Source organism: Hahella sp. NS-SX17 (assembly GCF_057367735.1).
On record NZ_CM170632.1, the window covers coordinates 1,277,022 to 1,290,291 of the forward strand.

The following is a 13,270-nucleotide window of genomic DNA, read 5'->3' on the forward strand; positions in this document are numbered from 1 at the left end:
TGACTGATTATTTGACGAGATGAGGATGAAAATGGAATTTATCAGACGCTTGCGCGTTCCCCCCATAGACGACACGCTGGATGCGGCGTTGCACCAAAAAATTGATCAGAAAACCAAACCTCTGGGCGCATTGGGGCAACTGGAAAGGCTGGCGTTTCAGGTCGCCCGCATTCAAGGCACGATGACCCCCACATTGAAGAATCCTCACATTTTAGTATTCGCCGGCGATCATGGCGTCGCGAAATCCGGCGTCAGCGCTTACCCACAGGATGTCACCTGGCAGATGGTGCATAACTTCCTGCAAGGCGGCGCCGCGATCAATGTGTTTGCGCGCCAGCACCAAATCAGCATGCGTGTTATCGATGCTGGCGTGAATCATGATTTTGAGGATCATCCCCAATTGGTGAAAGGGAAAATCGGCCCGGGAACGGAGAACTTTCTGGAGCAGCCGGCGATGTCCGCGGAACAATGTGAAAAGGCATTGCGTCTGGGGGCGGCGCAGGTCGATGCGATAGCCGAAGAAGGTTGTAATGTATTGGGCTTTGGTGAGATGGGGATCGGCAATACTTCCTCCGCCTCTATGCTGATGAGCTACCTGCTTGACGTCCCCTTGGAGCGTTGCATTGGTCGCGGCACAGGGTTGAGCGATGAGCAATATGAGCGCAAAGTCAAACTGCTGCGACAGGCGGCGGAGAAATACACTGACCTGAAAACTCCAATTGAGATTCTGCAGACTTTTGCTGGCTTTGAAATTGTCGCCATGGTGGGAGGCATCTTACGAGCCGCGCAAAATCGGATGCTGGTGCTGGTCGACGGCTTTATTGCCACTGCAGCCTATCTGGCGGCTTACAAGCTGGCGCCGGCTATCGGTGAATACGCTATTTTCTGCCACCGCTCACTGGAGCAGGGGCATCAACATATGCTGGAAGCATTGAACGCGGACCCAATTCTCAAGATGGACTTGCGACTGGGTGAAGGGACTGGCTGTGCGTTGGCGTACCCTCTGCTGCAATCCTCTCTGAACTTCTTCAATGAAATGGCCAGTTTCGCGGATGCTGGCGTCAGTGAAAAGAGCTAGTGGACTCGATTCGTGAGCGACTACGAGCGCGTTGACCAAAGATCCCGAACAATCATGGACGGCGGCGAAACCGTGAATGGAGCCGAGGAGTCCGCGGCGCAGCGCTGGGCGGAAATTCTGCGTCAGCAATGGCACCTGCTGATGCTGTCCCTGCAGTTCTATACCCGTGTCCCGGTACGCTTGCTGTATGACTTCAATGAAGCGGACCTGAATCAGGCCAGTCGCTATATCTCCCTGACAGGGTGGCTGGTCGCCCTTGCGGCCGCCTGCGCTTATTTGCTGGGCCTCTACTTCTATGGACCCTGGGGCGGAGCGGTGCTGGCTATTGCGGCAGGCGTTCTTATCACGGGCGCGTTTCATGAAGACGGGTTGGCGGACGCCGCTGATGGATTCGGCGGCGGACACACCCCGGAGCGCATCCTTGACATCATGAAGGACAGCCGGGTGGGGACCTATGGCGCGCTGGCGCTGGCCTTAAGTCTTGCCCTAAAAATCGTCATTCTGGCGCAGCTTGCCCCGGACGCCGCCCTGTTATTGCTTTGGATATCCCATGCCTGCAGTCGCGCCCTGGCGATCAGCCTGATCGCGAGTCTGGACTACGTGCGCGCGGACCAGCTCAGCAAGGTCAAGCCGGTCGCTAAAGGCATCGGAAGGAGAGATATCGCCATTGCCGCAGTCATAGCGCTCATGCCGCTGCTGTTGGCGGGCGTCAAAGCACTGGCGCTGGCGGTCATGGGCTTGTGGCTCCTGCGTCGCGCCAGCATTGTTTACCTGTCCCGTCGTTTGGGCGGCTACACCGGAGACTGTCTGGGCGCCGTGCAACAACTGGCGGAAATTGTTCTATTCCTGTTGCTGGGGGCGCTATGGAGCTCTATCTGATCCGCCATACTCGGGTTGCGGTCCCGAAAGGAACGCTGTACGGCCAATCCGATGTCGCGCTGGCCGATACATTTGCGGAAGAAGCCGCCACCATTCGCGAGCAATTACCGGCGGCCTGGGATCTGTTATACAGCAGTCCGCTGACCCGTTGTAAAACACTGGCGGACTGGTTGGGCCCTGCGCCGGATTTTGACGACCTACTGATGGAAATGAGCTTTGGCGATTGGGATGGCAAGCTGCTAACCGACTTGCCGCAAAAAGAAGCGCGGGACTGGGGAGACAATTGGCTGACTCAGCGCACTCCGGGAGGCGAAGGTTTTCCAGATCTGTATCGGAGAAGTGAACAATTTATTGAGCGTCTGGCGCGGGAAGCGAAGGGGAAAGTGGCGTTGGTGGTGGCGCATTCGGGCTTATTGCGTTGCCTGTGTCTGCAGCTGCATCCCGAATACTGCCACTGGGACAAGTCAAAAACGTTCAGCATCCCTCTCGATTATGGCGGCGTGATTCACATTCCCGCCCCTAATCTGCCTGAACGGTAAACTACTCTTTGCCAGCCTCGCGGCGCTTCAGCCAGGCCTCAAAATCCTCTGGCGCCATCGGTTGGGCGATAAAGAAGCCCTGAGCGATATCACAGCCCAGTTTGGCGGCGTAATCCCAGTCATCCTGATTTTCTACTCCCTCCGCTACGATACTCATGCCCAGTTGTTTGCCCAGGGCGGCGCTGGAGTCAAAAATGGCGCGCGCCGCCTGATCGCGATTGGAGCCGTGTACGAAGCTGCCATCGATTTTCAGTTCATCGAAGGGAATGCGCTGCAGCCGTTCCAATGAGGAGTAGCCGGTGCCGAAATCGTCAATGGACAGACCCAGCCCTTTCAGTTTTATGCGGGTGAGCACTTCCAGCATGGTCACCATATCCTGTCCTACTTGGGTTTCCGTAATCTCAAGCGTGATTCTGGACGCCTCGACTTTATGGTGCTGGCAGTAGTGCTCCAGTAAGTGGGGCAGGTCCAGGATGGAGATAGAGGAAGAGGAAATGTTGATGGCGACCTGCAGGTTGAGCTGCTTTTGCTTCCACTTCTGCATCTGATCTATGGCCTGGGCGATCACGGCGGTAGTGAAATCGCCAACCAGATTGCTTTCTTCCGCCAGGGGGACGAAAGCGCCGGGTCCCAGCAAACCATGTTGTGGGTGCTTCCAGCGCGCCAACGCCTCAACGCCCACGACGGCTTCGGTTTTCATATCCACCTGAGGTTGGTAGTAGAGCGTGAGGTGACCGTCATTCAGGCCTTGGCGCAGCTCGCTGGTATTGAGCAGGGAGCCGCCGGAGACGGTATGGCGGGAGCGGAAGTAAGACTGGTAATGAGTGAGGTAATAGGTGAGAGCGTCGACGGTGACGGGCTTCTGCAGGGAGCCCAGCACATTCAGGTAGCGCGCCCGCGCCACGTTGACCGCCGCCTTCAACACTTTGCTGTCAGCGCCGCTGAACAGCAGTACGCCCCCTTGGTATTCATGTTCAGCCAGATGGCGCAGCAGTTCGATACCGTCCATACCGGGCATCAGAAGATCCACCAGCAGGATATCGAAATGAGAGTCAGCGTCTTCCAGCAACGTCAGCGCTTCTTCTCCGCTTGCAACGCTTTCCACTCTCCCCAGATTAAGCCGCTGCAGCGTTTTGGTGATGATGCTGCGCATGAAAGCGTCGTCATCGATAATCAGGGCGTTCAGGTGACAAAACTGCTTTTCGCTCATAACAATCAATTCTTAACTCTTTTGAGCCCTGTCGCCTGTGGGGACGGAACTGTCAGGGCGCGCTGGCCGAGGGGCTGCGTGACGGTTATCGCCGCAGTCGGCTTAATCTCCGTTATGGGCCAGCCAGTTTTGTAAATAATAGTCTACTTTTTCGAATTCTTGCTCAATAGCGCTGATTGCGAAGCGGATATCACGCCAGTTGGCTCCGCGCCCCGCCATTTCCGCTTTCTCACTCCACTCGCCCAGGGCCTCTGCGCCAATCGCGCGGGAAGAGGACTTCAGGCGGTGGGCTTCAAAGGTCACTGCTTCCGGGTTGTCCTGCTGGGCGGCGAGTTGCAGCGCCTGCAGGTTGGCGGCGGCGTCCTCCCGGTACTTAGTGAGAATTTCATACTGGACGTCAGTATCCGGGCCAACTGAGTCGCTAAGTACATTCAGGTCTACAGCGCCTTCCACCATTTCCGGATGGTCGGCGGGATTGAGTTTTCGGCGTTGATGCGGCAGCCACCTGGCCAGGGTTTCATACAGTTTGCGAATTTCCACAGGCTTGGAAAGGTAATCGTCCATGCCCGCGTGCAGGCAGCGCTCCGCTTCTCCGCGCAGGGCGTTGGCGGTGATGGCGATAATGGGGGTGCGCAGGCCGGCGCCTTCTTTTTCTCTGATTGCAGTAGTTAACTGGAAGCCGTCCATTTCCGGCATATGACAGTCGGTGAGCACCAGGTCCACCTGACGTTGTTGCCAGACCGCCAGCGCCTGGCACCCGTTTTCCACAATGATGCAGTCAAGGCCGAGCCGCTTCAGTTGCAGGCGGATGACTTCCTGGTTGGTAAGGTTGTCCTCCGCCACCAGAATGCTCACTGGGTACAATCCTGGGCGGTTTGGCTCCTCGAAACGGGGGATCTTGTCCGGATCCTGAAAATGTCTGACCGGCGGACTGCAACGTCCAGCCGCGGCCGCGGCGGCCATGACCAGATCGTTCCGACACAGCGGATAGACGTATACTTTGACGGAATCGGGAGGCGGGTTCAGCGATCGATATCGTCGCGGCGTCAGGATGATGAAGCGCACGTCCTGTCCCCAGGGCTGCCCGCGTAACTTCAGCAAAGGAGACAGATCGCTGTCCTGTTCCGCGTAAGTCAGTAATACGGACGGTGTATTGTCCTGTTGCTGAGTCCTGGAAAGGTGGGCGGAGGCTTCTTTTATATCCAGGCAACGCTGCACTTGGGCGCCGAACTTCAGCAGGTAACTGGAGACGGTCGCCTGGGTGAGTTCGTCGCTCAGCACTACTAATGTCTCAATGCCGTCTAGCGTAGGAGGAGGCTGCATGCGCGATCCCGGCGCGGCGGCCAGTGTCAGATTAAGCTTGAACTCCGTGCCTTGTCCCGGCTCGCTGGCGACCTCTATCGCTCCCCCCATTATTTCCGTTAGCCGTTTGCAGATGGACAACCCCAACCCGGTGCCGCCATAGCGCCGGGTCGTGGAGCTTTCTCCTTGGGTGAAGGGGCTGAACAGTTTGTCGAGCGTGACCCGGTCAATACCGATGCCATTGTCCTTGACGCTGATACGGATGGAATAAAGCTGCCCGGCGCTATGTAACAAGTCGGCGCGCAGTGTGACGCAACCCTGTAGTCCATTAGCCGTATCGGTAAACTTGATGGCGTTGCTGCATAAGTTGAACAGAATCTGACGCAGCCGCACTTCGTCGCCTATGAGGGCGTCAGGTATGTCCGGGTCCACGTAACAATGCAGGTGTAAATTGCGCTTGTTGGCGCTGGCCGCCACAGTCTCGGCGACCCCTTCGATGATTTCCTCCACGGAAAGGGAGATACTTTCCAGTTCCATGCGGCCGGCTTCAATTTTAGAGAAGTCGAGAATGTCATTGAGGATGTTCAGCAGTGAGAACGCGGAATCCCTTACAGTGCTGATCATTTTGGTTTGTTCTGCGCTGAGCTGCGAATGCGATAGTAATTCCAACATGCCCAGTATGCCGTTCATGGGCGTTCGGATTTCATGACTCATTGTCGCCAAAAACAAGCTTTTCGCTTCATTGGCGCTTTCCGCCGCTTCCTTGGCGTCAAGCAACTTGCGATTGGTTTCCGCCAGCTCGGCGGTACGTTCATCTACACGCTTTTCCAAGGCGGTGTTCAGCGCCAGTATCTCGCTTTGGGCATTGGTGACGGCTTCCACCTTGTTTTGCAGGCGTGCGTTGACGCGCTGGTAATCATCGTGGGTTGTGGACAGGTCGCGACTGGCGCGCTCCAACTTGAGTTTTAGCTCCTGAGACTCATCCAGCAGCGGAATTGTATCGTCCAACACCTGTAGCATTGGCGTGAAGATTTGCGCGAGGTCGTTGAACCAGTGGCGAGGGGCCTGCAGCAACCAGCAGCGAGGCCCCAGAGGCTTCATATCAAAGGCTTCGCCGAAGCTGACTATCGCTCCCTGTAAGCGGTCGCTGCGATGATCGACGACCGCGAGCACCTGCTCGGCGTCATCCGTCAGCACCACCACGGGCCCTGTCACCAGGTCGCGTTTTTGCGGGAGGCGAAAAGTAAAGCCTGGCGGTGCGGGGTCGAGCGTGCTGAGTAACCTGGCTTTCATTTATTATCAATGCCCTACGGAAGCGCTAACGGGTTATTCCGATATTAACAGAAGTACATAGGTCATGTTGTGGAACAAGTTTCTAGAATAGCCCTTTGCTGTCATGAGCGGCCCTATTTCTCCAAATGACGGAAAGCCTGCGATAGGCAGGGTGGCGCCAAAGTGGTCGGCCAGAGCCCGTATTTCATGTTCGATCTCCTGTCCCAGCAGCCATTTGCGTCCAACGCAACTGACAATGAGCGCTGCGACGGGCTTGATTCCCCGGTTGCGGGCTTTCTCCGCAATCTTATATACCTCGCTAATGATAGTTTCCGGTTGCGCCAGACAAACCTGTACAGTTTTGCCTTGTTCTATGCCGCCGTACAACCCTAGAAACCGTTCAGAGACTGAGAAATCCGGTACGATGGAGCGCAGTCGAGTGATGTCCGGTTCGTCGGAGTCAATGATTGAAAGTGAGGTGATGCCGCGGTCCGATTGCAACACGGGTTTGCCGGTTTCCCGCTCGATAAAGTCCATGGCGTCGGTGCCGTCGATAGAGTAAATCGTGGCGCCTTCCGCTTTGTCGATAATTCCGGGCTGTCCCACCGGGGTCAGGGTGTTACCGATGGATATGTCGAAATTAAGTTCGCCGGAGGCTGTCATGACTACGACGGCGTCGGCAAGCGCGCGGCGGTTGGCGTACAGAGTGCAATGCGCCATCTTGTTATCGTCGGCGGCGAAGCCTCCAACGATGGGGATGTCGGTCTCGAACTCCAGCACTTTCTCAATCTGGGACGCGTCCGCGCGAAAGTCAGACATCATGAACATGCAGGTCGGTTTATCGTCGCCGCAGGCTTGCAGGGCGGCGGAAAGGGCTGAGCGGGCTGTTTGCGAAGGCTGGTCTCCGACGCCGGTAGCATGGGCGGCGCGCCATCTGACCTTGCCTTCCGAGTTCAATCCCAACGCGCAGGCGCCGATATCCCGTGGACCCTCGCTTTCAAAAAAGCCATCTCCAGTGCTGCCGATAATCACAAGGTTATCGTTGCCGATGCTGTCATACAGGCCCTCGACAAGCTCTTGCGGATTCTCATAGTGCACGGTAGAGAACAGGAAAATGACTTCAGGACGTATCGCGACGAGTGCGTCGCCCATCATGGTCCCCGCCCGATAGGGATCGGCGGCGTTTGTGGAAGTGGAAGAGGCTTTCATGGGACACCTTCACGGTAGCGACTGTTATTAATATGACGGCTCATTGCCAGTGAAATGTATCGGTTCAGGCGTTATCTAAAGTCTAGTTGCTCAATGGCGATAATTCACCCTGCCCAACGAAGTTCTCCTCGCCATAATTCGCCTTAATTTTCCCACTGATTCGCCTGATTTGTTTGTTTTGATAACCCTATTACACATAAAGGAGTGGGCAAGGGTGAGCGTGAAAGAAGTAAGTTGGCGGCGGTTAGTGTTGCATTCTCCACTGGGCAAGGCCTTGATGATCGGGGCTCTGATCTTGATATTGCAGATACCCATCATGGAGATTAACGGCCTGATTGGGGAGCGTAGCGCCAGATATCACAACGTCGTGACGGAGATTACCGAGAAGTGGGGCGGAGAGCAGACTGTGAACGGTCCCTTTCTGATTGTACCGGTGGATACTATGTCTAAAGGCTTTGGTCTGGAATCCGCCGATAAACCGGTCGTCAGGACTCACTATTTAATGGTGACGCCGACCTTTCTACATGCGAAGTTCAAAATCGCCAGCGATATCCGCTACAGGGGGATTTATGAAGCGCCACTTTACCGAACGGATGCGGAACTGAAGGGCGCATTCGACTTGCGTCCGCAATTGGCGGAGCTGATGGAGAACCAGTCGCTGCGCTTAAAGGACGCTTATCTTTCAGTCGAGATTGGCGATGTCAAAGCGATTCAAAGTCCAATCAAGTTTCTTTGGAATGAGCATGAAGCCACGCCCTCTCCGGGAAGCGCTATCGCGGACATCAGCGGTGTGCATGTGCGGTTGCCGGTTGGGGCGATCCAGACCGATGCGGCTAACGAATTCAACCTGGCGATAAAGTTAAAAGGCGCGCAGGCGTTGTATGTTTCGCCGGTAGGGCAAGAAAGCAATATTGAAATCAGCGGCGACTGGACGGCTCCGAGCTTTCAGGGAGACTGGCTGCCGGTAGAGCGTAAACTTGAGCAGAGAGATTTTTACGCCAAATGGGACATCCCATTCCTTGCCAAAGGCGTCCCCGCCTCATGGACAGGTTCGGCGCCGGCGCTGCTAAACCCGGTTGCGCCTCTCGTCGGCGTCTCCCGTCCCGCTGCCGGGGCGGGCTATCAGGAGATCAGCCGCTCAGTGAAGTACGCATTGCTGTTTTTAACCTGCACTTTTGCATGCCTGTGGCTATTTGAGGTCATCAGCGGCGTGCGCATTCACGTTATGCAGTATCTGTTTACGGGTTTGACCCTTTGTTTGTTCTATCTGCTGTTTCTTTCCCTGTCGGAGCATTTGGGAACCTGGGCGGCCTATCTGATTGCCTGCGGTGCGGTAATTGGGCAGGTGGGATGGTACGCCGGCCAGTTTATCCGGCGCAGGAAGCTGACTATCGCATTCATTTCTCTCTTGGTTGTGTTGTACGGCTATCTGTTGTCGTTGCTGAACGAGCAGGATCTGGCGCTGCTCTACGGCTCCCTGGGACTGTTTGTGATTCTTGGCGCGGCGATGTTCGCAACTCGCAAGATCGACTGGTATAACCTCAAGGGCGGCGATATGGACGCGGCGGAAGCTTAACGGGTCCGGCTGGCGAGAAGATCAGGCGTCTTCGCGCCAGCCGTCCAGTTTCAGTTCCTGGCCTTCTTTCACGGTTTCCATCACCACGTAACTGCGTGACTCCCGCACGCCGGGCAACACCAGAATCTTTTCACCCAGTAGAGCCCGGTATTGGTCCATATTCGCCACCCTGGCTTTGATGAGGTAATCGAAATTGCCGGAGACAAGGTGACATTCCTGCACCTCGGGCACCTTGATGACGGAATCCTTGAAGTCGGCGAAAACGTCCCTGGAGGTTCGGTTCAAACCGATTTCAATAAACACCACCAAACCCACACCCAGTTTCTTGGCGTTCAGAACGGCGGTGTAGCGACGGATGTAGCCGTCTCTTTCCAGCCGCTTAACTCGCTCCAGACAGGGGGTGGGGCTCAGGTTGACCCGCCGTGACAGCTCGCTGTTACTGAGGCGCCCTTCACTTTGTAGTTCGCGCAAAATGGCGTGGTCTATGCGGTCCAGCTGCTTTTTCATTTTTTGCCAGTCAAATATGCTGAAAGTTTTAAAACAAAAGAATAAAACACTAAGTTTTATTTTAACAACAGAGATAAATTCTGCATACAAAGCGTAGACTGGAATTATTACTAACCTTGAGAGGGCTTATTAATGATTGTCGGTGTACCAAAAGAAGTAAAAAACCACGAATACCGTGTCGGATTGACTCCCGCCGCTGTCCAGGAGCTGATTCGCAATGGACACAAAGTGGTGGTGCAAAAGGATGCCGGCGCAGCTATCGACTTCACTGACGAACAGTATGTCGCGGCTGGCGCGGAAATCGCCGCTACCGCTGAGCAAGTCTTCGAAGTCGCTGATATGATCGTCAAGGTGAAAGAACCTCAAGCTCAAGAGCGCGCTATGCTGCGTCCTGGGCAAACCCTGTTTACTTATTTGCACTTGGCCCCAGACGTTCCTCAGACTCAGGATCTGTTGAACAGCGGCGCTACCTGTATCGCATACGAAACTGTTACTGACGCGCAAGGCCGTTTGCCGTTGTTGTCCCCCATGTCTGAAGTTGCTGGACGCATGAGCATCCAGGCGGCTGCGCGCTGTCTGGAAAAATCCCAGGCGGGTCGTGGTCTGCTGCTGGGCGGCGTTCCTGGTGTGGAAGCGGCGCTGGTTGTTGTTCTCGGCGGCGGCGTAGTTGGTTTCAACGCCACCCAGATGGCTGTTGGCATGGGCGCTCGCGTTGTTGTGATGGATAAGTCTGTTGACGTATTGAGACGCTTCGACGCGACTTTCGGCAATAGCGTACAAACCGTATTCTCCACTGCGCAAGCAGTTGAAGAGTGGGTAACTCAGGCTGACGTGGTAATCGGCGGCGTTCTGATTCCTGGCGCGGCGGCTCCAAAACTGGTTTCCCGCGAAATGGTGAGAAAGATGAAGCGCGGCGCGGCGGTTGTCGACGTGGCGATCGACCAGGGCGGATGCTTCGAGACTTCACACGCGACCACTCACGCGGAACCCACCTTTATCGTTGACGACGTTGTTCACTACTGCGTAGCCAATATGCCTGGCGCTGTGGCGCGTACTTCTACTCTGGCGCTGACCAACGCAACACTGCCATTTGTACTGCAACTGGCCAATAAAGGCGCGAAGCAGGCTCTGGAAGATAACGCCTTCCTGCTGCAAGGTCTGAACGTAGTGAAAGGCAAACTGACCTGCCCATCCGTTGGCGTAGCTCAGGATATCGAGTCCCTGACGCCGGAAGAAGGTCTGGCGTTGCTGTAACAGGCGACATTGTTCTAACGGGTAAAACCGTTAAACCTCCGCACAAGCGCTTCGGCGCTTATGCTCTCTAGTGCATTGGAGAATGGATTCTCGTCTTCCTTGCGGTCCTGAGTGGCCGCTTTTGTTTTATGCGGAAACCGCAAAGAAAACGCAGGGGGCGGGAAACGTCCTTGTCTGTGCGTTTCCTGCTCGGCGAGACGCCCTAGTTGGCGTAATACATCCACTCAAAATACTCTCTCATTTCCTGCATGACCGTCACTTCGTAAGGATGGGTCAAGGCGAACAGCAGGCTTTCATTGGTTTCGGGTTTCATCGTTTAAATCCTTCTTCTCAGTGGTTAAGTCGAGTTAATCCGTGTCGTTGGGTTGTGGGTCTATCGTTTGGTTTGGAACACCTCTTTCACTTCATATTCAGCATAAGCCGTGCCAGCGGTTTTCAGCTTCCGGGCAATTCACTGAAAGCTAATGAAAAAGCCTTAATATTGTTCTGGATCATGTCTTTACAGGCGCATTCTTCCTGTCCCAGGCATTTCCTGGAGCAGCCATAAGGCCCTAATTTGGGGCGCTTCCGTCGCGTTCTGTTCAATTAATGTGCGTGTGTGCGCACAAGCGTATTGAGTTCTACTCAATCTTTGTCGCCGGCTCCATCAACATCTGTAGTCGTTCCGCCCGCATGATTAATGCGGGGCTTTTTTCATCAAGACCGAGGCGTTTCAAGTGCGTCACCATCGAGTGGTCAGCGTCGCCTGCGCTCAGTTGCACCGTCCCCGCCGGGTAGAGCTTGCCAAACCCCTTCAAACGAACCTTGGTTTTGGTTAACTGCTCTTCTACCCGGGTATAAATGAGCAGGTTAATGGGAATGACCGGAATGCCGGGTAAGGTTTCCCCGCTAAGCGTCAGTAACACTTCTTTATCTGCGCGAATCTGGGCATGTATCTGTCGGCGCTGGCTGGCGAAAGTAATATCAGCAGGAAATCGTGGCAATCCCCACAGCTCTTTGCCTGTCGCAATGGCGCTTTCAGAGGTGACGGGCAGGTCCAGCGGATAGAATCCGATGCGTCGCTGGTTGATGGGTAAATACAGGTCCAGCACATTGCTTAGCGGCAGGCTTTCGCCCTCGGGCAACACCGGAATAACCAACCCTGCTTCCTTGTGAGCGCCAATAGAGCAGCGCTTGTGATCATAGATACTGACGACAATGAGTGTATGAGAGCCAAGGGCGAAGGCGGGTTTGAGGCCGCTTCCTTGCAGTAAAGACGTCACTGCCTCCACTGAGACATGAAAGAATGCATTGATGCACGCGCTGTCGAGATAATTGATCGAGGCGGAGAGTACGTCTTTGTCGGCGCTCGGTGTGGGGGTTGGAGTAGTTAATCCTATTTTGACTCCGGTCATCGGGATGTCTCCGCAGATGGCGTGGGTTGAGGCGGCGGCTCCTGGCCGGGTGATCGACACAGATTAACACGAACTCGCCCACTGGGCTTGATGTGAATCAGTTCGCGCAGCCGGCGCAGATCAAAGGTCGCCGGCGTCCATCCTGCTCCGCGTAAAAGCGCGCAATTCAGGCGGGTGATGAGTTGCTTTCACGCCGGTTGCGCTTGCATATGAATATTAACAAAGAAATTATTGCAAGCATGCGTCGCCGAGTACATTATGCAGCCGATTCCCTGTTGTTTATTGAGAGAACGGTCGTGACATACTGTTTGGCGATATCCGTTGATGCCGGGTTGGTGTTTGCATCTGATTCCCGTACCAATGCAGGGGTTGATAACGTCAACACCTATCCCAAGATGTATTCGTTCAATGTGCCGGAAAAGGCCTTTGTCACGGTGCTGACCTCCGGCAATCTGGCGACGACGCAGGCTGTGGTGCGACGCATCGCCCGGGATCTGGAAGATCCCTCTGGAGACGGCGGTCTCGCCAGTTGCAATGACATGAGCGATGCGGCTCGCTATATCGGCGCCTTGAGCGTCGCTCTGAAAAACTATTATGAAAAGGATTTGAAACAGGGCGCCAATTTCGACTGTACTTTGATTGTCGGCGGGCAATACAAAGACGGCCCCCATGAGATATTCATGGTCTATCCTGAAGGAAACTACATTCAAAGTTCGCCCTATGCGCCGTACCTGCAGATAGGGGAAACCAAATACGGCAAGCCCATTCTGGATCGGGTGATCCGCAGTAATTCCAGTCTGGAGGCGGCGGCCAGATGCGCGCTGGTGTCGATGGACTCCACGATGCGCAGCAATTTATCCGTGGCGCCGCCGTTTGATCTTCTGGTGTATGAAACAGGCAAGCTTGAGCCAGCCCATGTCATGCATTTGAAGCTGAACTCGCCTTATTATGCGTCCTTGCGCAAGCAGTGGAGCGAAGGGCTTAAGGCGTTGTTTAATGAGTTACCGCTTTTCGAGTGGGAGAAAAACAAATAAGCGCCAAGGCGCGGTA

11 protein-coding genes are annotated in these 13,270 nt (G+C 55.1%); 6 read left to right on the top strand and 5 right to left on the bottom strand.

The genetic code is table 11. The features are described 5' to 3' along the window. Window positions 1-31 precede the first annotated feature (31 nt). The 3 genes from cobT to cobC are packed head-to-tail and all read left to right on the top strand — an operon-like array spanning window position 32 to window position 2,496. The gene (gene cobT, locus AC2IBB_RS05810; protein ID WP_486331958.1) at window positions 32-1,078 is read left to right on the top strand and encodes a nicotinate-nucleotide--dimethylbenzimidazole phosphoribosyltransferase; all 1,047 of its coding nucleotides are present in this window, start codon (window positions 32-34) and stop codon (window positions 1,076-1,078) included. A 12-nt stretch (window positions 1,079-1,090) separates the two neighbouring features. Next, entirely contained in the window at window positions 1,091-1,957 is an 867-nt protein-coding gene (locus AC2IBB_RS05815; RefSeq protein ID WP_486331959.1) for an adenosylcobinamide-GDP ribazoletransferase, read from the top strand. Then, window positions 1,942-2,496 (top strand): alpha-ribazole phosphatase, encoded by a 555-nt coding sequence (gene cobC, locus AC2IBB_RS05820; RefSeq protein ID WP_486331960.1) that lies wholly within the window; start codon window positions 1,942-1,944, stop codon window positions 2,494-2,496. The genes AC2IBB_RS05815 and cobC overlap by 16 nt, the downstream gene beginning before the upstream one ends. A gap of 1 nt (window position 2,497) precedes the next feature. Here cobC and AC2IBB_RS05825 read toward each other — a convergent pair whose 3' ends face one another. The 3 genes from AC2IBB_RS05825 to AC2IBB_RS05835 form a co-directional block, all read right to left on the bottom strand. Next, window positions 2,498-3,706, bottom strand: a complete 1,209-nt coding sequence (locus tag AC2IBB_RS05825) for an EAL domain-containing response regulator (RefSeq protein WP_486331961.1) — start codon at window positions 3,704-3,706, stop codon at window positions 2,498-2,500. A gap of 102 nt (window positions 3,707-3,808) precedes the next feature. Beyond that, complete coding sequence (locus tag AC2IBB_RS05830) at window positions 3,809-6,301, bottom strand: ATP-binding protein (RefSeq protein ID WP_486331962.1); 2,493 nt, start codon at window positions 6,299-6,301, stop codon at window positions 3,809-3,811. A gap of 33 nt (window positions 6,302-6,334) precedes the next feature. After that, window positions 6,335-7,489 (bottom strand): FIST signal transduction protein, encoded by a 1,155-nt coding sequence (locus tag AC2IBB_RS05835; RefSeq protein ID WP_486331963.1) that lies wholly within the window; start codon window positions 7,487-7,489, stop codon window positions 6,335-6,337. A 220-nt stretch (window positions 7,490-7,709) separates the two neighbouring features. On the opposite strand from AC2IBB_RS05835, the gene creD reads away from it, so the two are divergent. Then, complete coding sequence (gene creD, locus AC2IBB_RS05840; protein ID WP_486331964.1) at window positions 7,710-9,065, top strand: cell envelope integrity protein CreD; 1,356 nt, start codon at window positions 7,710-7,712, stop codon at window positions 9,063-9,065. Window positions 9,066-9,086: 21 nt separating this feature from the next. Here the strand turns inward: creD and AC2IBB_RS05845 are convergent, their stop codons facing one another. Beyond that, window positions 9,087-9,572, bottom strand: coding sequence for an Lrp/AsnC ligand binding domain-containing protein (locus AC2IBB_RS05845; RefSeq protein ID WP_486331965.1), 486 nt, complete (start codon window positions 9,570-9,572; stop codon window positions 9,087-9,089). A 132-nt stretch (window positions 9,573-9,704) separates the two neighbouring features. Here AC2IBB_RS05845 and ald point away from each other — a divergent pair, with 132 nt between their 5' ends. Continuing rightward, window positions 9,705-10,826 carry an alanine dehydrogenase gene (gene ald / locus AC2IBB_RS05850; protein ID WP_486331966.1) on the top strand — a complete coding sequence of 374 codons (1,122 nt, stop codon included), beginning with the start codon at window positions 9,705-9,707 and terminating at the stop codon, window positions 10,824-10,826. A gap of 620 nt (window positions 10,827-11,446) precedes the next feature. On the opposite strand, the gene AC2IBB_RS05855 is transcribed toward ald, so the two are convergent. Next, window positions 11,447-12,220, bottom strand: a complete 774-nt coding sequence (locus AC2IBB_RS05855; protein WP_486331967.1) for an acetoacetate decarboxylase family protein — start codon at window positions 12,218-12,220, stop codon at window positions 11,447-11,449. A 296-nt stretch (window positions 12,221-12,516) separates the two neighbouring features. On the opposite strand from AC2IBB_RS05855, the gene AC2IBB_RS05860 reads away from it, so the two are divergent. After that, complete coding sequence (locus tag AC2IBB_RS05860) at window positions 12,517-13,254, top strand: proteasome-type protease (protein ID WP_486331968.1); 738 nt, start codon at window positions 12,517-12,519, stop codon at window positions 13,252-13,254. The last annotated feature ends 16 nt before the right edge of the window (window positions 13,255-13,270 follow it).

Excerpts from the sequence above, each read along its gene's own strand:
- cobT (WP_486331958.1), top strand. The coding sequence starts at position 32 with ATGGAATTTATCAGACGCTTGCGCGTTCCCCCCATAGACGACACGCTG.
- cobC (WP_486331960.1), top strand. The coding sequence starts at position 1,942 with ATGGAGCTCTATCTGATCCGCCATACTCGGGTTGCGGTCCCGAAAGGA.
- AC2IBB_RS05825 (WP_486331961.1), bottom strand. The coding sequence starts at position 3,706 with ATGAGCGAAAAGCAGTTTTGTCACCTGAACGCCCTGATTATCGATGAC.
- AC2IBB_RS05830 (WP_486331962.1), bottom strand. The coding sequence starts at position 6,301 with ATGAAAGCCAGGTTACTCAGCACGCTCGACCCCGCACCGCCAGGCTTT.
- AC2IBB_RS05835 (WP_486331963.1), bottom strand. The coding sequence starts at position 7,489 with ATGAAAGCCTCTTCCACTTCCACAAACGCCGCCGATCCCTATCGGGCG.
- AC2IBB_RS05845 (WP_486331965.1), bottom strand. The coding sequence starts at position 9,572 with ATGAAAAAGCAGCTGGACCGCATAGACCACGCCATTTTGCGCGAACTA.
- ald (WP_486331966.1), top strand. The coding sequence starts at position 9,705 with ATGATTGTCGGTGTACCAAAAGAAGTAAAAAACCACGAATACCGTGTC.
- AC2IBB_RS05855 (WP_486331967.1), bottom strand. The coding sequence starts at position 12,220 with ATGACCGGAGTCAAAATAGGATTAACTACTCCAACCCCCACACCGAGC.